The following is a 19,471-nucleotide window of genomic DNA, read 5'->3' as shown; positions in this document are numbered from 1 at the left end:
GCGATGCCGGTGGGCCGGCAGGTGTCCGGGTGTGTCCCGCTGTCTTGCTCTGGTTGTGCCTGGTCAGCTTTCGGGTGCTTCGTGCAGCACCTGGGCGGCCTCCACGCTGTGCTTGAGCACCCGGCGCACCCACGCCGGATCCGCCCCGGCCAGGCCGCACGCCGGCGTCACGACCACCGCCGCGCCCAACTGCTCCGGACGGAAGCCGAGCCGCTGCCACAGCGTCTTGACACCCCTGACGGTACCGGCCGGGTCCGACAACGGACGCGCTCCCGCGCCGGTGTTTCCCCTGGTCGTGGCACGGTTCGTCACCCGCGCGGGGACCGGGGCCGGGGGCAGCGACGGGATGATCCCGAAGAGGAATCCGACGCCGCTTTCCACCGCCTCGCCGATCGCTTCCTCGTCGCGGTCGCGGAGCAGGGAGAAGTCCAGGGACACGGCTTTGACCCCGGCTTGGCGCAGAAGGCCGATCGGGACGTTGGGCGCGCAGCTGTGCACGGCCGCCGGGCCTTGGACGGCGTCGACGACGATGGCCAGCGCGTCGCGCACCACACCCTTGTCGATGGCCCGGAGCTTCCCGAACCCGCTCGCGGTCGGCACGGTGCCGGCCAGCACGCCCGGCAGCGCGGGCTCGTCGAACTGCACGACGAACTCCGCACCGGGAATGCGCTTCCGCAGGTCGGCGAGGTGGTTGCGGAGGCCTTCGGCGAGAGACTCGGTGATGTCACGGCAGGCACCGGGGTCGGCCAAGGCCTTGTCGCCGTGCGGGAGTTCGACCGTCGCGGCGAGAGTCCAGGGACCGGCGACCTGCACCTTGAGCGGGCCCCGGTAACCCTGCGTGAACTCCTCGAGCGCGTCGAGGTCCTCGCGCAGCCACGAGACCGCCCGGCGGTGATCCCGTCCGGGCCGGTCGGCGAACCGCCAGCCGGAGGGCTGGACCTCCGCGAACAGGTCGACGAGCAGCCCGGCGCCACGGCCGGTCAGGTCCGCCCCGACGCCGCGGTCGGGCAGCTCCGGCAGGTGCGGAAATTGCCCCAGCTCCCCGACGACGAGCCGCACGGCCTCACGGGCGTCGGTACCGGGGAGAGACCCGACACCGGTGGCGGAGCCGGGGAGCCAGGGGTAGGGCGACGGGGACGCGGGGGTGGAGGCGTCGGCGGGGGTGGTGGTCACGGGGTTGAGGGTACTGACCGCGGGGTCGGCGGCCGTAGGACCGTGATCGGGACACGTTCCGTTTCGCGGGTGGGCCGCGACGGTGCTCCGGGAGCAGGGCACCGTCGCACGCACGCACGTGGCTAGGCCGGCTGACGGGCCGGGACCTGCTTCTCGGCACGCTTGGCGGCCAAGTGCCGCTGCCGCGCGGTGCCTCCGGAGATCCGGTGCAGGCGGTACCCGCCGGGCTTGCCCGCCTCGTCGGACAGGTGTTTGACGATGCCGGTGCACACGGTTTCCTTGAGCTTGGCGCCCATGCGGCCGTCGACGTTGAACCACACCGCGACGTCGGAGCGGGTGGCGAACTGGAAGATGCCGGTGTGGCGGCCCAGGCTGATGCACTGGGCGGCGAACGACTGGTTCAGCGTCTCCGGTTCCTCCCCCGCGATCCGGGACAGCACCGTGTCGGCGGCGCGCGCGCCCAGAGGCATCGCCGCCTGGCAGCTCATCCGCAGCGGCAGGTCCGAGGGGGCCGCGGCGTCCCCGGCGGCGATGATGCGCGGGTCGTCCACGCTCGTCAGCGTCTCGTCGGTGAGCAGGCGGCCCGCCGCGTCGGTGCTCAGACCGCTGCGGGCGGCCAGGTCGGGCACGGTGAACCCCGTTGTCCAGATGGTGACCCGGCTCGGCAGCTCGCGGCCGTCGGCGAGTCGCACGGTGTCCGCGGTCACCGCCGTCACCCGGGTGTCCGGGCCGTCCAGCACCGTCACCCCGAGGCGGGCGAGCTGCTTGGCGACCGAGCGCCGTCCCCGCGCGTGCAGGTACGGACCGAGGACCCCGCCGCAGACCAGGGTCACCGCGCGCCCGCCTTCGGCCAGTTCGGCGGCGGTCTCGATGCCCGCCGGGCCCGCCCCGACAACGGTGACCGCGGCCGACGCGGGCTCGCCGTCGAGGACCGCGCGCAGCCGCTGCGCGTCCTCCAGTTCGGCGACCGGGTAGGCGAACTCCGCCACGCCGGGCACCTCCGTGCCCGCGCCGGCACTGCCCACCGCGTGACGAGGTAGTCGTAGCCGACCGCGCCACCCGACGCGAGCGCCACGCTGCGCTCGGCCGCGTCGATCCGGGCCACGGTGTCGACGACCAGCCGCACCCGATCGTTGAGGACCTTCCGGTATTCGACGACCGCGCTGTCGGTCCCGCCGACCAGCTGGTGCAGGCGGACCCGGTGGACGAAGCTCGGGCGGGGGTTGACCAGCGTCACCGCGACATCGTCGCGCTGTGTCAGGCGGTTGGCCGCCATCACGCCCGCGTAGCCTCCGCCGATCACGACGACCTTGGTGTTCTCCATCATGGCGTCTCCTCCGTGTTCCAGGGGTTCGGCCTCAAGACACCGCTCCCCCGGGCCCCGTGACAGGTTGTGAGGCAGGCCACAATCCGTTGCTGTGCGGGGGTCGATCCACCGTGACGGCGCGCCCGCCCGGCGGTTCGCGGGTCGCGCCCGGTTCGGCGCCCGGATGCACCTCGCCGCTGTCGACGCCGATGACACCGGGGCATGAGCTGTTGCGGGGGCCTTCCTCGATGAGGAAGGCCCCCGCAACAGGTGAAGCGGTGATGTCGTTCGTTCAGGCCGCGAAGGCCTCGCCGATGCTCTTGCCGATCTCGCGGCGCATCAAGTAGAAGTCCGGATTGTGCGGGGCCGCGCCGTGTTCGAGGGTGTAGCCGCTGCGGAGTTCGGGGCCGGTGTTGGGGATATGGCCGGCGAAGAGCTGGGCGAGGCGGGGTTCGGCGGCGATGAGGTCGTCGCGGTCCGCGAGGTTGATCCAGCGTTCGACGTAGGCGGGCGGCTGGGCGGGCTGCGGGCGGACCCAGTCGTCGATGCACGTGTCGGGGCCGAGGGGCGAGCCGAGGGTGATGAGCAGCGGGAGCGGGCGGCGCAGGCGGTGCGCGACCTCGTAGGCGACGACCGCGCCGAGGGAGTGGCCGATGACGACGCGGGTGTCGAAGCCGATGTCGGCGGCGACGCGGTCGAGGACGCGGTTGCGGGTGGCGTCGTCGGTCAGGTAGCGGGTGAGTTGGCCGAGGGCCTTGGTGACGAAGCCGCCCGCCGAGCCGGGGCCGTCGGCGGCGAACCACTTGAGGCCGGAGAGGCCGCAGGTCGGGGACAGGACGACGGTGCGGCCGGTCTGGTCGGGGCCGCCTTCGAGGCGGGCGATCTCGCGGGCGGCCCGCTGCCGCTCGGGCGGCGCGGAGCTGCGGGCGGCGGCGCGGTCGAGCCATTCGCGGCCTATGCGGTCGGCCATCGCGTGCCGGAGGCCGTCGGCGTCGGCGGCGTCGGGCTGCGACGGGTGGCGGCGCATGACGTCGCCGTAGAAGGCCATGCGGGCGTCGATCCCGCGGCGGGTCTGGCGGTATTTCCACAAACGGTCCGCGGTCTCCGGGTAGCCGGCGGCTTTCACGCCGCGGGCCAGCCGGGGCAGCCACTCGTCCTCCAGGCTGCGGGCCGACCTGAACTCCTGTGCGATCCCGTGCACCAGCACGATTGCGGCCATCGCTCCCCTCCCAAGCCCCCGAGTCCCGAAGCGTGCACACCCAGCGAAAGGCCCGGCCGGCGCGGGGAACGCGGGCCGGAGAGTGGTTTCGCTACCTACTCTTACCCAGCCGGTCACCGAAGTTGCCTTCTGCGTAACAGGAGATCCGGAAATCCGGCGAAGGCGCCAAACATCATGTGATCGTCATATCGACCGGGCGGGGTCGGTGGGGTGTACAGGCAACGGCCGCACGCGCGGGGGGATTTGCCGGACGGTGCCGGCAGGGCCGTGCGCGCCCGGGACCGGGCTCCCGGGCGAACTGCCTACGCAGGCAAGGGAGAAGCGCTAGGCGGCGCTGCTCGTGCCGTCGATCGTCGCCGACCCGATGACGCGCGTCCCGTCGTACAGCACGACCGCCTGGCCGCGCGCCACCCCGCGCATCGGGGTGTGCAGCCGGACGCGGACGGTGTCGCCGTCGATCTCCGCGACCGCCGGGTGCTCGTCGCCGTGCGCGCGGACCTGCGCGGTGCAGTCGAGGACGCCGGTCGGTGCGGGGCCGCACCAGCGCGGGCGGATGCCGGTGAGGCCGTCGACGTCGAGCGCCTCGGCCGGGCCGACGGTCACGGTGTTGCTGACCGGCGAGATGTCGAGGACGTAGCGCGGCTTGCCGTCGTCGGCGGGGCGGCCGATGCGCAGGCCCTTGCGCTGGCCGACGGTGTACGCGTACGCGCCCTCGTGCTCGCCCAGCTTCGTGCCGTCCCGGTCGACGATGTCGCCGGGCGTGCGGCCGAGCCGGGTGGCGAGGAAGGCCTGGGTGTCGCCGTCCGCGATGAAGCAGATGTCGTGGCTGTCCGGCTTGCGGGCGACGGCCAGGCCGCGGCGCTCGGCCTCGGCACGCACGTCGTCCTTGGTGTCGGTGCCGAGCGGGAAGAGCGCGTGCGCAAGCTGGTCGGCGTCCAGGACGCCGAGCACGTACGACTGGTCCTTGCCCTGGTCGACCGAGCGGTGCAGCTCGCGGCCTTCCGGGCCGTCGACGACGACCGCGTAGTGGCCGGTGCAGACCGCGTCGAAGCCCAGCGCCAAGGCCCGGTCCAGGAGCGCCGCGAACTTGATCTTCTCGTTGCAGCGCAGGCACGGGTTGGGGGTGCGGCCGGCCTCGTACTCGGCGAAGAAGTCCTCGATGACGTCCTCGCGGAACCGCTCGGCGAGGTCCCATACGTAGAAGGGGATGCCGATGACGTCGGCGGCACGGCGCGCGTCGCGGGCGTCCTCCAGCGTGCAGCAGCCGCGGGCGCCGGTGCGGAACGACTTGGGGTTCTCGGACAGTGCCAGGTGCACGCCGGTCACCTCGTGCCCGGCCTCGTGGGCGCGGGCGGCCGCGACCGCGGAGTCGACGCCGCCGGACATCGCGGCGAGGACGCGCAGCGGGCGCCCCGCGGCGGCGGGGCCGGGCAGCGTGCCTTGCTCCGGGCGCGCGGTCCCGGCGCTCGGCTCGGGCAGCATCGGCAGCGGCTCGCAGACGGCGGGCGGCAGGGTGGCGTCGTGATCAGTCATGGCCCCACCAGGGTACGGGGTGCGCGGCCCCCACCCGGCGGCAATATCCCCGGTCGCACACGGGCGCGGGGCGCCCGCGACCCCGCTTACCGCCGCTGTGCCGTCAGTCCCGCCATCCGGGCCCGGGCCACCACCGGTCCGATGGCGCCGGCGAGCTGCTCGACCTCGTCCGCGGTGGACGTGTGGCCGAGGCTGAAGCGCAGCGAGCCGCGGGCGCGGGCGGCGTCCCGGCCCATGGCGAGCAGCACGTGGCTGGGCTGGGCGACGCCGGCCGAGCAGGCCGAGCCGGTGGAGCATTCGATGCCGCGGGCGTCGAGGAGCAGCAGCAGCGAGTCGCCTTCGCAGCCGGGGAACGAGAAGTGCGCGTTGCCGGGCAGGCGGTGGGCCGGGTCGAGCCGTGCGTCGCCGTTGAGTTCGGCGTCGGGGATCTCGGCGAGGATGCGCCGCACCAGGCCGTCGCGCAGGGCGCCGACGCGGGCCGCGTACTCGGGCTGCTCGCGGACCGCGATCTCGGCGGCCGCGGCGAACGCGGCGATGGCCGGGGTGTCGAGGGTGCCCGACCGGACGTCGCGTTCCTGACCGCCGCCGTGCAGGACGGGGACGGGCGTCAGGTGGCGGCCGAGCACGAGCGCGCCGCAGCCCAGAGGCCCGCCGAGCTTGTGTCCGGAGACGGTCATCGCGTCGAGTCCGGCGGCGGCGAAGTCGACCGGCACCTGGCCGACGGCCTGCACGGCGTCGGCGTGCACGGGGATGCCGAATTCGTGTGCGACGTCCACCAGCTCGGCGATCGGCTGAACGGTGCCGACCTCGTTGTTCGCCCACATGACGCTGACCAGCGCGACGCCGTCCGGGTCGCGGGCGATGGCGGCGCGGAGCACGTCGGGCGACACGCGGCCGTCGCTGTCCACGTCGAGCCATTCGACCTCGGCGCCTTCGCGGGCCACCAGCCAGTCGATCGGGTCCATGACCGCGTGGTGTTCGACGGGCGACGCGAGGATGCGGCGCCGCGCGGGGGCCTCGCCGGTCCGGGCCCAGTACAGGCCTTTGACGGCGAGGTTGTCGGCCTCGGTGCCGCCGCCGGTGAACACGATCTCGCTGGGCCGCGCGCCGACGGCCTCGGCCAGGATCTCGCGGGATTCCTCGACGATGCGCCGTGCCCGGCGCCCGGATGCGTGCAGGGATGAGGGGTTGCCGAGGACGCCGAGCTGCCGGGTCATGGCCCGGACGGCTTCGGGGCGCATCGGTGTGGTCGCCGCGTGATCGAAGTAGGCCATCGCATCGGGAAGTCTAGTCGCGTACCGCCAGTCGGTTGCGGCGTGGCGGGCCGTCGCCGGATTCCCGCGGGTCGCGCGGGGAGCGCGGGGCGGGTACGACGCGTGCGTCCGGGCGCGCGGCGGCTGTGGCCGACGGGTGGTCGGCGGCTTTCGGACGGCGCGGGCGGGGTGCGCGCACGCGTCCGTAGCGGGGTCCGCCCGGCAGCAGCGCGTCGAGGGTGAGGCGCAGCGCGAGCCACCGTGCGGCGAGGAAGCCGCGCGGCGGGGGCGGGGGGACGTCGACGTCGTAGGTCAGGGGTTGCTGGATCTCCCACACATCAGGTGCAACGCCGGTCGCGCCGGTTGGGCACGCGCGGCGCGCGGAGTTCCCCAGCACGTGCCGCCCGGCCTGGTGGGGCGCCGGCCTATTCGTACTTCTCGAAGACCTCGGAGTTGCGGCGCCAGGCCCGCGGCGCGCGCCAGTTGTAGCGGAGTGCGAGGACGCGGAAGGCGAAGGCGAAGACGGCGGCGCAGGTCGCGGTGAAGGCGTTGAGCGAGTCCGTTTCCACGAGGAGCGCGACCAGGCCGGCGCCGAGCATCGCGGGCACGGTGTAGATCTCCCGGTCCCAGCGCAGCAGCATGGGGACTTCGTTGGCGAGGACGTCGCGGATGGCACCGCCGCCGACGGCGGTGGTGATGCCGAGCGCGGCGGCCTGCACGGGGCCGAGGCCGTAGGCGAAGGCTTTGGCGGTGCCGGTGACGCAGAAAAGGCCGAGGCCGGCGGCGTCGAAGATGTCGATCGCGGCGTAGATGCGCTCTACCTGCGGGTGCAGGAAGAAGACGAGGAACGCGGCGAAGAGCGGGGTGATGAAGTAGCCCAGGTCGCGGAATGCGGCGGGCGGGACGTCGCCGATGATGAGGTCGCGGATGACACCGCCGCCGAGAGCGGTGACCTCCGCGAGCACCACGATCCCGATGACGTCGAAGTTCTTGCGTACCGCCGTGAGGGCGCCCGCCACGGCGAAGACGAAGATGCCGGTCAGGTCGAGCACTTGTTGGACGGTGTGGCTGTAGATCTCCTGGATCTCCTGAGGCGGCATGGCAGAAATTGTGCCTTGTTGTCCGGGCAGCGCAGTTCCCCGGGGCGGACCGCCGTTTTCCGCGGGCCCGGCGGGAACCGCTGGGTAGCCTCGGGGAATGGATGCCCGACTGCGCGCCTTGTGCGATCTCTCCCTCGCCTCCGCCCGAGAAGGCGCCGGCCTTCACGAATACGACGGCCGGATTCAGGACCTCTCCCCCGCCGGCGTGCGCGCCGCGCTCGGCGCGTTGGGCGGCGCACCGCTGGACGACCCGCACGACGAGGCGCACATCATCGCGTTCGAGGAACACGCGCGCGTCGTCCACGGCGAGCTGGAGATGCACCGCCGGGACCCGCGCCCGCACCTGGAGAACCTCGAACTCTCCGTCTACGACAAGGAGTACGCGCCCGCGGAAGAGCGGGCGCTGGCTCGCTCCCGGCATCTGGAGAAGTGGCCGGACGCCGTCGACATGGCCTTGGCGTCGCTCGACCAGGTGACCGCGCCGGTCGCCGACGCCCTGCTCGGCCCCGCCCGCGGGCAGGCCGCCGCGGTGCGGCCGGAGGACGGGGAGGTCGGCGAGAAGGCGCTGGCCTCGCTGCGCCGCCTGGTCGCGCATCTGGAGCGGGCGGCGCAGGTCGGCGACCCGGACACGGCCCTCGGCGGCGCGGCGCTGGCCCGGCTGATGGGCTCGGCGGACGCGGTCGACGTCGACCTCGGCAGGCTGGCCGAGCGGGCGGATGCCGAGCGGGACCGGCTGCGGGGGCTCCTGGCGGAGGCGTGCAAGGCGTACAACCCGGCGCGGACGGTCGAGGAGCTGGTGCCGGAGCTGCTGGCCGACCATCCGGATGCGGACGGGGTCCTCGCCGAGGCGCGGGCGCAGACGCTGGAGGTCATCGAGTTCACCAAGGCCCGCAAGCTGGCGCCGTACGTCGACGGCGTGTGCGAGGTCGGGCCCGCGCCGGAGTCGATGCGCTGGGCGATGGCGATGATGTCGTGGAACGCGCCGGGCGAGCCGGAGGCCCCGTCCTGGTACTTCGTGACGCCGCCCGAGCCGGACTGGCCGGCCGACGAGATCGAGGAGTGGCTGTCGGTCTTCAGCCGCACCACGCTCCCGGCGATCACCGTCCACGAGGTCGCCCCCGGGCACTTCGCGCACGGCCGCGCGCTGCGGCGGGCGCCGTCGGACGTGCGCCGGGTGCTGCATTCGTCGTCGTTCGCCGAGGGCTGGGCGCACTACATCGAGGAGGTGTGCCTGGAGGAGGGCTTCCGGGTCGGCGATCCGCGCTACGCGATCGGAATGTGCCTGGAGGCGCTGATCCGGGTGACCCGGCTGGCCGCGGCGATCGGCCTGCACACCGGCGCGATGGACGTCGCGGAGGCCACCCGCCGGTTCATGGCGGACGCCCACCTCGCCCGCACCGCCGCGGTGAGCGAGGCCCGCCGCGGCACCTTCGACTGGAACTACGGCTGCTACACGTGGGGCAAGCTCGCCCTGCGCGACCTCCGCGACGAAGCGAAGGCCGCATGGGGCGCGGGCTTCACGTTGGAGCGCTTCCACACCGCACTGCTGGACCTGGGCAGCCCGCCCGTGGGACTGGTGCGCACGGCGGTGGAACGCGGCTGAAGCCCGGCCGAATCGTCAGGCGTGGGGCCGGGGCGGCGTCGGCTGTTGCGGGTAGGCCTGCAGATAGGCCTGCTGTGCCGCGGCGACCCCGGCCTCCCGCCAGTGCCAGATCGTGGCGACCTTGGCGTGGAAGTCCGGGTCGCGCTGCCCCGGGCCGTCCAGCGGGACACGCAGGCGCACCCGGCGGCCGCTCGTCAGGGTGAGGCGCACGTACCAGGTGCCGAAGGTGTTCTTGGCTTCGACGGCGGCGATCTCCCCCCACGCGAAGTGCCGCGTGGTGAACGCCTTCAGGGTGAGGCCGTGCGGCGTGAGCACGGTCGCGAACCTCGCCGAGTAGAAGCCCATGAAGAGGAGCACCGGCCCGGCGCCGAGCCCGAAACGGGACACGTCGAAGGTGATCATGGCGATGCCCACCGCGGTGATCACCGCGCCCGGGACCAGCAGGGCCCAGCGCTGCCCGAGCGACAGCACCATGCGTATCTCATGCATGGCGGGCACTGTGGCAGACCGGGCGCGCGGCCGGAAGGCCGGGGCCCATCGTCCGGGTTGGCCTCAGACGAACGACCGCGTGTGGTCGCGGAGCCAGCCCGCGACCGGGTCGTACGGGTCGTCGAGCGGCACCCACGACAGCGGGCCGCCGGGCATCGCCGCGGAGGCCCGGGCGACGGCGGCGTGGACGCGGTCGGTGGTCGCCGGGTCGGCGTCCGCGGTGCGGATGCCGAGGACGACGCGGGGCGCCCCGACGGACGGTTCGACGTAGGCGCGGTGCGCCGCGCGGACCACGCCGCTGCCCGCCAGCTCGGCGGCCACCATCGACCAGAACGCCGGGTCCTGCACGCTGGGTTCGCCGACCCGCAGGGGTCCGGGCAGGGTGCGGTCCAGGCCGGTGACGATGCGCCGCAGGTCGAGGAACGGGATGCCGATCCCGCCGCCCTGCATGTGCGGGTCGAGCCAGATGCCCCACCGGTCCGGGTACAGCGTCGCGCCGATCTCCTTGACCGCGTGCACCTCCCACCCGCGGTCCCAGCGGCTCTCCCGGAGCTGCTCCTCGGAGGTGAAGGCCGGGGCGTAGTGCGAGCCGTGGACCTCCATGTTCCCGTACTGCGCGTCCGGGCTGCCGGGCTGTCCCTGCCAGAGCAGCATCCAGACGTGGCCCCGGTCCAGGGCCTGGAGCAGGACTTCGTAGGCTTCGTATCCCTGCGGCGCGACCTGCCGCATCGCGTGCTCGACCTCGTTGGCGGGAAACGCCACCGGTGTCCTCCCCGTGCGGTGCGTGACGAAGGCAACCATCGTATGTGCCGACAGGCGTCAAGGGCGTTCGTAGAACGGGCGGACCGCGTCCAGCATCCAGTCGCCGATGGGGTCTTGGGCGAGATCGATGAGCACGAGGTTGACCGGCCACGGGGATCCGGCGCGGGCCACGGCGCGCTCCAGCGCGGCCACGGTGGCACGGCGGTCCTCCTCCTGCCAGCGGTCGAGTTCGACGCCGACGAACAGACACGGGGCGTCGGATTCGACGACGCCGAGGGCGCGCCTGGCGGTGAGCACGACCGGGGTCACGGCGAACTCCTCGGCGGCCGCGGCGAGGAAGACGTACGGCTCCTCGGCGGGCTCCGGCTCGGCCAGCGTCACGCGGGCGCCCATCGCCCCGGCGCCCGGCGGGCGGGACAGCTCCAGGACGCCCTGCGGCGGTATCGGGATGCCGACCTCGCCGCCCGGGTTGACCGCCATGCCGACGTGCGGCGGCAGGCCGCGGGCGAACTCGCGGACCGGGGCGACGGTGAACGGCATCAGGCCCGCGGCGCGGCGCAGCTGCTCCTCGGAGCTGAACACGGGCACGTACGGCAGGCCGTCGATTTCCGTGGTGGGCAGCGTGAGTTCGGTGTCCTGCGGGCTGCCGCCCGCGGGCAGCGGCACCCAGACCTCGGCGTCCGCGAGCACCGCCAGCAGCTCGCCGGTCCGCGCCGGATCGTGCAGGGCCGCGGCCAGGCACTGCTCGACATGGTTCGCGGGGAACGCCACCGGGCCACCTCCAATTGATGATCTGCGGCCAGCCTAGGGCGTGGCGGGGCCGAGGCGGCGGGGCGGCGGCCGCGGACATGCGAACGGCGGGGACCTTCCGGTCCCCGCCGTCGCGTGCGTCTGCCGCTCAGCCGAGGAGTTCGGCCTGCAGCGAGATCGGCACGCCGGCCTTGAGCGCCTTGCTCACCGGGCAGTTCTCCTTGGCGTCCGCCGCAACCGCCGCGAAGTCCTCGGTGCTGATACCCGGCACGTGTGCCTTGACCGACAGCACGATGCCGGTGATGCCCTCGCCGGGCTGGAAGGTCACGTCCGCCCGGGTCTCCAGCGAGTCGGGCGGCGTCCCGCGGCCCGCGAGGGCGTGCGAGAGCGCCATCGAGTAGCAGGACGAGTGGGCGGCCGCGATGAGTTCCTCGGGGCTGGTCTTGCCGTTCGCCGCCTCCGCGCGGGACGGCCAGGACACCTCGTAGGTCCCCACGCCCGAGGAGTCGAGCGAAACGGTCCCCGAGCCGCCGATGAGCGGGCCCTTCCAGTCAGTGGTCGCGGTGCGCGTGGTCGCCACGGGCAAGCCTCTCTGTGCGGTGCGTGCGTCTCCGGTCGGCCGCGGTATCCGGCCTGGTCGCGCCCACGCTAGCAACGGAAGCCGCGGGTGCCGATCGGAGAAACCTCCGACACGCCCGCGGCATCCCCGGGCGGGACCGATAGCATGCGCCCACAACTTCACACCGGCCCTCGACCCCATGCGGGAGAGCCCCCGACGCCGCGCGGCCTTCCGGCCGAGCGTCCCGGGGCGCCGAAGGAGCAATTCCTCCCCGGAAACTCTCAGGCCCCAAGTACCGTGCGGGTGAGGCGACTCTGGAAAGCAGTCCCGCGCACGCCCGGCGGGGCTCACCCACGGTGCAAGCCGCGGTCCGCCCGACTCCGCTCGGGCCCGCGCGTGAAGCTCTCAGGTCCATGACAGAGGGGGAGGCGACCCACCAGCCCCGTGCTGCGTGCCCGGCTTGTCCGGCGTGCCGCGCGACGCCCAGGGAGCCCCCTTGCCGGACCGCCTGTTGTGCCCGCCGCCTGCGCCGCCGCTCGCGCCGTCTTTTGTCCCGCCCGCCGTCGCGCCTGTCGTGCGGGCTGCCGCGCTGCTTTGCGTGCCGGCGGGCCGCCGATCGCGCGCCGCCGCACCGCCTGCCCGGCGCGTGTGCGCGCGACATCGCGACAATCCGCACGAAATCATGGCGATCAGGTTCCCTTCGGCCCCAGCCGCCGGCCCCACCCGCGAGGAGTCCAGCCGATGACGTCCAGCCCCTCCCCCGCCGCCGAGGCACCCCGCGAGCGCCGTACGCCGCTCGACGCGGTGCACGACGCGCTCGGCGCCACCATGACCGACTTCGCCGGGTGGCGGATGCCGCTGCGCTACGGCAGCGAGTCGGCCGAGCACCGGGCGGTCCGCGAAGCCGCCGGCCTGTTCGACCTCACGCACATGGGCGAGATCGCGGTCACCGGCCCCGAGGCGGCTCGCGCACTCGACCACGCGCTGGTCGGCTACGTGTCCAAGATCGGCGTCGACCGCGCCCGCTACACGATGATCTGCGACGCCGACGGCGGCATCCTCGACGACCTGATCGTCTACCGCACCGGCGACACGGAGTTCCTGGTCGTCGCCAACGCCTCCAACGCCAACGTGGTCGCCGCCGAACTCGTCGCCCGCGCGGCCGGCTTCGACGCCGCCGTGGCCGACCGGTCGGAGGACTACGCGCTGCTCGCCGTGCAGGGCCCGCACGCCGTCGCGATCCTCGCCCCGCTCACCGGCCTCGACCTCGACGCGGTCAAGTACTACGCCGCCGACCGCGCCACCGTCGCCGGCGTGGACGTGCTGCTCGCCCGCACGGGCTACACCGGCGAGGACGGCTTCGAACTGTTCTGTGCCCCCGCCGACGCCGAGCGCCTGTGGACCGCGCTCGCCGAGGCCGGCGTTCCGCACGGCCTCATCCCCGCGGGCCTGTCGTGCCGCGACACGCTGCGCCTGGAGGCCGGCATGCCGCTGTACGGGCACGAGCTGTCCACCGCGCGCACCCCGTACGAAGCCGGCCTCGGCCGCGTCGTGCGCCTCGACAAGCCGGAGGACTTCGTCGGCCGCGACGCGCTCGCCGCGCGCGAGCAGGCCGGCCCGGCCGCGGCCCTCGTCGGCCTGCGCGCCGTCGGCCGCCGCGTGCCGCGCGCCGGATACGCGGTGCTCGACCCGGACACCAAGGAGCCGATCGGCGAGATCACCTCCGGCGCGCCGTCGCCGACGCTGGGCGCGCCGATCGCGATGGCGTACGTGCCCGTCGACCGCACCGAGCCGGGCACCCGCCTGGCCGTCGACGTCCGCGGCACCGCCGAGCCCGTCGACGTGGTCGCCCTGCCGTTCTACAAGCGCGCCTGACCCGGGCCGCCCGTCCCGGCGGCCCGCGCACGACCCGCAGCAAGACCCGCAGCAAGAGCCAGCGGAACCCCCGCTGCGAAACCCCGCAAACCGGCACGAAATCCCCTGAGGATCGGCGCCGCCCTCCCGGAATGGAGAATGGACCTGTGAGCGCACCCCAGCACCTGCTCTACAGCAAGGACCACGAGTGGCTGACGACGGACGGCGACCCGGCCGTCATCGGCATCTCGGAGTTCGCGGCCAACGCCCTCGGCGACGTGGTCTTCGTCCAGCTTCCCGAGGTCGGCACGCGGGTCACCGCGGGCGAGCCCTGTGGTGAACTGGAGTCGACGAAGTCGGTGAGCGACATCTTCGCCCCCGCCGACGGCGAGGTCGTCGAGGTCAACACGGCGGTCGTCGACGAACCCGAACTGGTCAACTCCGACCCGTACGGCGACGGCTGGCTGATCAAGGTGCGCCTGGACACCCCGGCGGAGAAGTCCGACGCGCTGCTGTCCGCCGACGAGTACATCGCCTTCACCGGCGCCTGAGCACCCGATCGAGGAGCTGACCCACCGTGACGATCCTGGACCGTCCCCTGGCCGAGGTGGACCCTGAGGTCGCCGCCGCCGTCGCCGACGAGCTGCACCGCCAGCAGTCGACCCTGGAAATGATCGCCTCCGAGAACTTCGCGCCCGTCGCGGTCCTCGAGGCCCAGGGCTCCGTACTGACCAACAAGTACGCCGAGGGGTACCCCGGGCGCCGCTACTACGGCGGCTGCGAGTACGTCGACGTCGTCGAGAACCTCGCCATCGAGCGGCTCAAGGCGCTGTTCGGCGCCGAGGCCGCGAACGTGCAGCCGCACTCCGGCGCGCAGGCGAACGCCGCGGTGTACTTCGGTCTGCTGCAGACCGGCGACACCGTGCTGGGCCTGGACCTGGCCAACGGCGGCCACCTGACGCACGGGATGAAGCTCAACTTCTCCGGCAAGCAGTACAACGTCGTCTCCTACAAGGTCGACGAGGCCGGACTGGTGGACATGGGCGAGGTCGAGCGCCTCGCCAAGGAGCACCGCCCGAAGATGATCGTCGCGGGCTGGTCGGCGTACCCGCGGCAGCTCGACTTCGCGGCGTTCCGCCGGATCGCGGACGAGGTCGGCGCCTACCTGTGGGTCGACATGGCGCACTTCGCCGGCCTGGTGGCGGCGGGGCTGCACCCGAACCCGGTGCCGCACGCGCACATCGTCACCACGACCACCCACAAGACGCTGGGCGGTCCGCGCGGCGGCGCGATCCTGGCCACCGAAGAGCTGATCAAGAAGATCAACTCGGCCGTGTTCCCGGGCCTGCAGGGCGGTCCGCTGGAGCACGTCATCGCGGCCAAGGCGGTGGCCTTCAAGGTCGCCGCGGGCGACGAGTTCAAGGACCGGCAGAAGCGCACCCTCGCGGGTGCGAAGCTGCTCGCCGAGCGCCTGCTGCGCGAGGACGCGGCGGCGGCCGGCATCAAGGTGCTGTCCGGCGGCACGGACGTCCACCTGGTGCTCGTCGACCTGGTCGAGAACCACCTCAACGGCCGCGAGGCCGAGGACCGCCTGCACGAGGTCGGCATCACGGTCAACCGCAACGCGGTCCCCAACGACCCGCTGCCGCCGATGAAGACCTCGGGCCTGCGCATCGGCACCCCTGCGCTCGCCACCCGCGGCTTCTCCGACGGGGACTTCGTCGAGGTCGCGGACGTCATCGTCGAGGCCCTCAAGCCCGACTACGACGACGCCAAGCGCGACGCCCTCAAGGCCCGCACCGCGGCGCTGGCGGCGAAGCACCCGCTGTACCCGAACCTCTGAGGGTTCCCTGCCTGATCCGACGGCCCCGCCGCGCTCGCGCGCCGGGGCCGTCGGCGTTCCCGGGTGGCCGTGACCGGGACACGCCTCCCTCGTTTGGCTCAGCATGAAAACGCTTAGTACAAAACCCAGGGCCGTTCTGTACAATTCAGACATGACTGCTGAGCCGCTGCACACTCCGACCGAAGTTCCCGTCAGCGAGGCTCGCCCCCGGCTGGCCGAGCTGGTGGACGACGCGGCCCACGGGCAGGTCGTCTACCTGACCCGGCACGGGCGCCGCGTGGCCGCCATCGTCCCCGCGGACCTGCCGGAGAAGGCCGGCGACGTTCAGGTGCGCGCACTCGCCCGCCAGTTCTCCGAGCGCCACGCGGGCCTGCTCGAGCGGCTGAAGGACGCATGACGGCGCCCGTCTACCTCCTCACCGCGGCAGACGTGATCGCGGTGGCCGAGGAGATCACCGGGAACCCCGGCGTGCGCGACATCGGATTGATCGAGTCCGCGGTGGCCCGCCCGGGCGCGTCGGCCTTCGGCCAGGACGCATATCCCGACCTGTGGACGAAGGCCGCGGCGCTGCTGCACTCGCTGGTCGCGAACCGCGCCTTCGTCGAAGGCAACAAGCGCACCGGGCTCGTGGCCGCCGTCGTGTTCCTCGCGCGCAACGGCGTCGACACCGACCGGCTCGACGAGGACGCCGCGTTCGACCTGGTGGTCGGCGTGGCCAAGGGCGTGCTCGTGGAAGTCGACGACATCGCGGCGGCGTTGCGTGCCGTCCTGCGCGCGGCGGCCTGACCCGCGCGTCGACCACCGACGGCCCCGGTCCCTCGCGGGGCCGGGGCCGTCGGTGCGTCGGTCGTCGGTGCGTCGGGTCCTGTTCGGCTCAGCGGCCGACGAACTTGGCCTTGCCCGGGCCGCTTTCCACGAAGCTCTTCATGCCGATCGCCCGGTCCTCGGTGGCGAACAGTCCGGTGAACTGCATGCGCTCGATCTCCAGGCCGGTGTCGATGTCGGCCTCCAAGCCGCGGTCGATGGCCTCCTTGGCGGCGCGGAGCGCGTACGCGGGGCCCTGGGCGAACTGCGCGGCCCACGCCAGCGCCGCCTCGTAGACCTCGGCCGGGGGCACCACGCGGTCGACGAGGCCGATCGCGAGGGCCTCCTGCGCGTCGACGAACCGGCCCGAGTAGATCAGGTCCTTGGCCTTGGCCGGGCCGACGAGCCGCGGGAGGCGCTGCGTGCCGCCCGCGCCGGGGACGATGCCGAGGAGGATCTCCGGCTGGCCGAGCTTGGCGTTGTCGCCGCAGACCCGGAAGTCCGCGCACAGGGCGAGTTCGCAGCCGCCGCCGAGGGCGTAGCCGGTGATCGCGGCGATGACCGGCTTGGGAATGCGCGCCACCGCGGTGAACGAGGACTGGAGGGCGGTGCCGCGGTCGACCATGTCCGTGTAGGACATGGTCTCCATCTCCTTGATGTCCGCGCCGGCCGCGAAGACCTTCTCGCCGCCGTAGATCACGACGGCGCGGATGTCGGCGCGTTCGGTCGCCTCCTGGGCGGCCGCCCGCAACTCCTCCTGGAGCTGCACGTTCAGCGCGTTCATCGGCGGCCGGCTCAGCCGGATCGTGCCGATCCCGTCGGCCACCTCGAGGTTCACGAACTCGCCCACGTCCCAGCTCCTTCTGCGCTTCGGTCACACGGGGCGGCGCAGAATCGCGGCGCCGCGCGTACGGCTCGGCACGGCCCGGGAGCCTGCCGCCGCCGACTCTACGGCCCGGTACACGCGGCGGCGGGGCCGGGCCGCCGAAGCGTGCCCGACCCCGCCGCGCGAGTCCCTCGATCGGCCGGATGCCGGCCGATGCCCGGAGGTCAGCCCTTGTTCGCGCTGCCCGCAATCCACTGGTCCCAGGAGAGGTTCCAGTCGCCGAAGCCGTTGTCGGCGGCGACGGTCTTCTCCTTGGCGTTCACGACCTGCACGACATCGCCGGGGTTGGCCGCGTTGTCGAAGAACCACTTCGCGTTGTCCGGGGTCATGCTGACGCAGCCGTGGCTGGTGTTCTTGGCGCCGAAGATCGCCGGGTCCGCCCAGTAGTTGCCGTGCACGAACGTGCCGGACGTGGTGATGCGGACCGCCGAGGGCACGTCCTTGATCAGGTATTCCGCGCCGAGACCGACCGTCTGCGAGTCCATCTTGGTCTGGGTGTACTTCTCCTGGACGACCATGATGCCGCCCCAGGTCGCGTACTTGGGGACCTCGCCGGTGGTGACCGGGATCGTCTTGACCAGCGCGTCGTTCTTGTAGACCTTCATGGTCTTGGTGTCGACGTCGACGACGCTGACCGTCTTGGTCTTGCTGATCTTCACGGTGAAGCTCTTGAACTGCTCGAACTTCGCACCGTTGCCGGCGTCCACGCCGCGCAGGTTCAGGTCGACCTTGACGCTGGTGCCGGTCGCCCAGTAGTCCTTCGGGCGGTAGTCGACGCGCTGGCTGCCGAACCAGTGCCAGGAACCCTGGACGGCCGGGGTGGCCGTCACCACGAGCGCCTTCTCCACCGCGGCCTTGTCCTTGACCGGGGCGTTGAACGTAATGGATATCGGCTGGCCGACGCCGACGGTGGCGCCGTCCTCCGGGGTGAAGCTGGCGGTGATCTTCTTGTCGTTGGTCAGCGTGGTGAAGGTCGTGGTCGCTGTCGTCGGGCCGACCTTGTTCGACGCGACCGCGGTCACCGTGTACTTCGAGCCGAAGGTGAACGGCGCATTGGGCTTCCAGGTCTTGCCGTCGGCGTCGAGCTTGCCGTCGACTTCCTCGTTCCTGGAGTTGGTGACCTTGACGCTCTCCAGCTTGTCGCCGTCGCCCACCGCGACGGTGATCGGCTGGCCGACCTCCACGCCAGTGGCCTTGTCGGCCGGGGTCACGGTCACCTGGGCCGGGTCGCCGCCGGTGCCGGGCGCGTTCGAAGCACCGGGTGCGCCGGGCTGGTCGGTGCCCGATGTCGCCGCCGCGTTGTCCGTCTTCTTCTTGTCGCCACCGCCGGAGCTGCAGGCGGTGACCAGGAGCATCGCACCGAGCAGGAGCGCGACGAGAGCGCGCCAGCGCGCCGGTGGTCGACCTGGGCGCGGCTGCGGTGCACGGGACATCTCGGGGGTTCCCTTCACGTACGAAATGGGCCCGGGTGGGAGCCGGGTCGCCGGGGAGAAACGGCCGGAGTGCCGGGGTATGCGCCACTGACCGTTCGCTTGATTGACGTCACGAGCCGTACATCGGTTTCACTTTCCGGCGCGTCGTAGCCGAATCGGAACACTTCGCACGACGTCAGACGCATGATTCCATGCGGCTTCGCACACTTGTCCAGCGGTGTCCCGTTCCGCGGTCGGATCTCAGCCACGCCGGTCGGCGGCGGCGAGCGCGGCGACCAAAGCGGGGTCGGGATCGGCGTCGGAGGCGGTGTCCGGAGCGGGCACGACGACGGTCTCGTACGGCGATTCGGGTGCCGCGGTGCCGGGTGGGAGGACGGTGACGATGCGCCGCAGCCCGGTGTCCTCGGCGGCGTCGAGGAGCCAGTCCCAGGTGTCGAGCGGGCTGCCGCCGCCGTCGGGTCCGGTGTCGAGGTGGACGACGGTGTAAGCGCCTTCGAGGACCGCGCCGAGGCGCAGCGGGTCGGAGAGGTCGCCGACCGAGACGCGCGCGCCGACGGCGCGCAGCGGGGCGGCACGGTGCGGGTCGCGGACGACGGCACGCAGGTCGGGCACGCCGGCCGCGGCGAGGTGGCGGACGAGCGCCCGGCCGAGCGGGCGGTCCGCGCCGGTGACGACGACGGGCATGGGCCCACGGTAGTCGGGTACGCGGGGGCGTCGGTGCGGTGGCCTGGCGCGCGTCGGAGTCGGCGGTATCGGCGTCTGCGGTGGCAATGTGAAGGTCTTGTGCAGGTGGAAGCGCGGTGTTCGGTGCCGTGCGCCGCACACATCGAGTTGAAGCACAATTGCGCGCTCCGCCAACCGGGTTGGTTGACGAGCACTTGTCTACAAAGTCACGAGACTGGGC

The 19,471-nt window shown here is 72.9% G+C and carries 19 protein-coding genes, 1 pseudogene and 1 riboswitch; of the genes and pseudogenes, 6 read left to right on the top strand and 14 right to left on the bottom strand.

Going from position 1 to position 19,471, the window contains the following annotated elements; genetic code table 11:
* Window positions 1–63: 63 nt before the first annotated feature.
* From ACPA54_RS22465 to ACPA54_RS22435, 7 genes and pseudogenes are all read right to left on the bottom strand, one after another.
* Complete coding sequence (locus ACPA54_RS22465) at window positions 64–1,173, bottom strand: methionine synthase (protein WP_423532481.1); 1,110 nt, start codon at window positions 1,171–1,173, stop codon at window positions 64–66.
* Between the two features lie 122 nt (window positions 1,174–1,295).
* A pseudogene (locus tag ACPA54_RS22460) lies at window positions 1,296–2,500 on the bottom strand (NAD(P)/FAD-dependent oxidoreductase).
* Between the two features lie 271 nt (window positions 2,501–2,771).
* Entirely contained in the window at window positions 2,772–3,698 is a 927-nt protein-coding gene (locus tag ACPA54_RS22455; protein WP_423532480.1) for a hypothetical protein, read from the bottom strand.
* A 324-nt stretch (window positions 3,699–4,022) separates the two neighbouring features.
* Complete coding sequence (gene mnmA / locus ACPA54_RS22450) at window positions 4,023–5,231, bottom strand: tRNA 2-thiouridine(34) synthase MnmA (protein WP_423532478.1); 1,209 nt, start codon at window positions 5,229–5,231, stop codon at window positions 4,023–4,025.
* 86 nt (window positions 5,232–5,317) lie between these two features.
* Window positions 5,318–6,505, bottom strand: coding sequence for a cysteine desulfurase family protein (locus tag ACPA54_RS22445; RefSeq protein WP_423532477.1), 1,188 nt, complete (start codon window positions 6,503–6,505; stop codon window positions 5,318–5,320).
* Between the two features lie 13 nt (window positions 6,506–6,518).
* Window positions 6,519–6,821, bottom strand: a complete 303-nt coding sequence (locus ACPA54_RS22440; protein WP_423532475.1) for a hypothetical protein — start codon at window positions 6,819–6,821, stop codon at window positions 6,519–6,521.
* Window positions 6,822–6,909: 88 nt separating this feature from the next.
* Window positions 6,910–7,584, bottom strand: coding sequence for a trimeric intracellular cation channel family protein (locus ACPA54_RS22435; RefSeq protein ID WP_423532473.1), 675 nt, complete (start codon window positions 7,582–7,584; stop codon window positions 6,910–6,912).
* 97 nt (window positions 7,585–7,681) lie between these two features.
* Between ACPA54_RS22435 and ACPA54_RS22430 the strand changes: the two genes are divergently transcribed.
* Window positions 7,682–9,187 (top strand): DUF885 family protein, encoded by a 1,506-nt coding sequence (locus ACPA54_RS22430; RefSeq protein WP_423532471.1) that lies wholly within the window; start codon window positions 7,682–7,684, stop codon window positions 9,185–9,187.
* A 15-nt stretch (window positions 9,188–9,202) separates the two neighbouring features.
* On the opposite strand, the gene ACPA54_RS22425 is transcribed toward ACPA54_RS22430, so the two are convergent.
* The 4 genes from ACPA54_RS22425 to ACPA54_RS22410 form a co-directional block, all read right to left on the bottom strand.
* On the bottom strand, window positions 9,203–9,676 hold the full coding sequence (locus ACPA54_RS22425) for a hypothetical protein (protein WP_423532469.1): 474 nt from the start codon (window positions 9,674–9,676) through the stop codon (window positions 9,203–9,205).
* Between the two features lie 63 nt (window positions 9,677–9,739).
* On the bottom strand, window positions 9,740–10,438 hold the full coding sequence (locus ACPA54_RS22420; RefSeq protein ID WP_423532467.1) for an enhanced serine sensitivity protein SseB C-terminal domain-containing protein: 699 nt from the start codon (window positions 10,436–10,438) through the stop codon (window positions 9,740–9,742).
* Between the two features lie 57 nt (window positions 10,439–10,495).
* Complete coding sequence (locus tag ACPA54_RS22415) at window positions 10,496–11,209, bottom strand: enhanced serine sensitivity protein SseB C-terminal domain-containing protein (protein ID WP_423532465.1); 714 nt, start codon at window positions 11,207–11,209, stop codon at window positions 10,496–10,498.
* 127 nt (window positions 11,210–11,336) lie between these two features.
* A complete protein-coding gene (locus ACPA54_RS22410; protein WP_423532463.1) occupies window positions 11,337–11,768 on the bottom strand; it encodes an OsmC family peroxiredoxin in 432 nt (143 codons plus the stop codon).
* Window positions 11,769–11,939: 171 nt separating this feature from the next.
* Window positions 11,940–12,055, top strand: a riboswitch (glycine riboswitch).
* Window positions 12,056–12,488: 433 nt separating this feature from the next.
* Between ACPA54_RS22410 and gcvT the strand changes: the two genes are divergently transcribed.
* The 5 genes from gcvT (at window position 12,489) to ACPA54_RS22385 (ending at window position 16,230) form a co-directional block, all read left to right on the top strand.
* A complete protein-coding gene (gcvT, locus tag ACPA54_RS22405; RefSeq protein ID WP_423532461.1) occupies window positions 12,489–13,622 on the top strand; it encodes a glycine cleavage system aminomethyltransferase GcvT in 1,134 nt (377 codons plus the stop codon).
* Between the two features lie 146 nt (window positions 13,623–13,768).
* Window positions 13,769–14,152, top strand: a complete 384-nt coding sequence (gene gcvH / locus ACPA54_RS22400) for a glycine cleavage system protein GcvH (RefSeq protein WP_345673191.1) — start codon at window positions 13,769–13,771, stop codon at window positions 14,150–14,152.
* Between the two features lie 26 nt (window positions 14,153–14,178).
* Window positions 14,179–15,444, top strand: a complete 1,266-nt coding sequence (gene glyA, locus ACPA54_RS22395; protein ID WP_423532459.1) for a serine hydroxymethyltransferase — start codon at window positions 14,179–14,181, stop codon at window positions 15,442–15,444.
* 151 nt (window positions 15,445–15,595) lie between these two features.
* Window positions 15,596–15,841, top strand: a complete 246-nt coding sequence (locus ACPA54_RS22390; RefSeq protein WP_423532457.1) for a type II toxin-antitoxin system prevent-host-death family antitoxin — start codon at window positions 15,596–15,598, stop codon at window positions 15,839–15,841.
* Window positions 15,838–16,230: a type II toxin-antitoxin system death-on-curing family toxin gene (locus tag ACPA54_RS22385; RefSeq protein ID WP_423532455.1), complete on the top strand. Its 393-nt coding sequence runs from the start codon at window positions 15,838–15,840 to the stop codon at window positions 16,228–16,230. Before ACPA54_RS22390 ends, ACPA54_RS22385 begins: the two co-directional genes overlap by 4 nt.
* Window positions 16,231–16,318: 88 nt before the next feature.
* Here ACPA54_RS22385 and ACPA54_RS22380 read toward each other — a convergent pair whose 3' ends face one another.
* The 3 genes from ACPA54_RS22380 to ACPA54_RS22370 all read right to left on the bottom strand — a co-directional run bounded on the left by ACPA54_RS22380 (window position 16,319) and on the right by ACPA54_RS22370 (window position 19,251).
* On the bottom strand, window positions 16,319–17,086 hold the full coding sequence (locus ACPA54_RS22380; protein ID WP_423532678.1) for an enoyl-CoA hydratase/isomerase family protein: 768 nt from the start codon (window positions 17,084–17,086) through the stop codon (window positions 16,319–16,321).
* A 212-nt stretch (window positions 17,087–17,298) separates the two neighbouring features.
* Complete coding sequence (locus tag ACPA54_RS22375) at window positions 17,299–18,567, bottom strand: L,D-transpeptidase (RefSeq protein ID WP_423532453.1); 1,269 nt, start codon at window positions 18,565–18,567, stop codon at window positions 17,299–17,301.
* 240 nt (window positions 18,568–18,807) lie between these two features.
* Window positions 18,808–19,251: an SDR family oxidoreductase gene (locus tag ACPA54_RS22370; protein WP_423532451.1), complete on the bottom strand. Its 444-nt coding sequence runs from the start codon at window positions 19,249–19,251 to the stop codon at window positions 18,808–18,810.
* Window positions 19,252–19,471: the final 220 nt, after the last annotated feature.

Source organism: Uniformispora flossi (assembly GCF_049534875.1).
Lineage (GTDB): Bacteria > Actinomycetota > Actinomycetes > Streptomycetales > Streptomycetaceae > Yinghuangia > Yinghuangia aomiensis.
This window is presented reverse-complemented; position numbering and strand designations above follow the sequence as displayed.

Coding starts and splice junctions, on each gene's coding strand:
- ACPA54_RS22435 (WP_423532473.1), bottom strand. CDS start 7,584: ATGCCGCCTCAGGAGATCCAGGAGATCTACAGCCACACCGTCCAACAA.
- ACPA54_RS22390 (WP_423532457.1), top strand. CDS start 15,596: ATGACTGCTGAGCCGCTGCACACTCCGACCGAAGTTCCCGTCAGCGAG.
- ACPA54_RS22445 (WP_423532477.1), bottom strand. CDS start 6,505: ATGGCCTACTTCGATCACGCGGCGACCACACCGATGCGCCCCGAAGCC.
- mnmA (WP_423532478.1), bottom strand. CDS start 5,231: ATGACTGATCACGACGCCACCCTGCCGCCCGCCGTCTGCGAGCCGCTG.
- ACPA54_RS22430 (WP_423532471.1), top strand. CDS start 7,682: ATGGATGCCCGACTGCGCGCCTTGTGCGATCTCTCCCTCGCCTCCGCC.
- gcvT (WP_423532461.1), top strand. CDS start 12,489: ATGACGTCCAGCCCCTCCCCCGCCGCCGAGGCACCCCGCGAGCGCCGT.
- ACPA54_RS22385 (WP_423532455.1), top strand. CDS start 15,838: ATGACGGCGCCCGTCTACCTCCTCACCGCGGCAGACGTGATCGCGGTG.
- ACPA54_RS22455 (WP_423532480.1), bottom strand. CDS start 3,698: ATGGCCGCAATCGTGCTGGTGCACGGGATCGCACAGGAGTTCAGGTCG.
- ACPA54_RS22375 (WP_423532453.1), bottom strand. CDS start 18,567: ATGTCCCGTGCACCGCAGCCGCGCCCAGGTCGACCACCGGCGCGCTGG.
- ACPA54_RS22370 (WP_423532451.1), bottom strand. CDS start 19,251: ATGCCCGTCGTCGTCACCGGCGCGGACCGCCCGCTCGGCCGGGCGCTC.
- ACPA54_RS22425 (WP_423532469.1), bottom strand. CDS start 9,676: ATGCATGAGATACGCATGGTGCTGTCGCTCGGGCAGCGCTGGGCCCTG.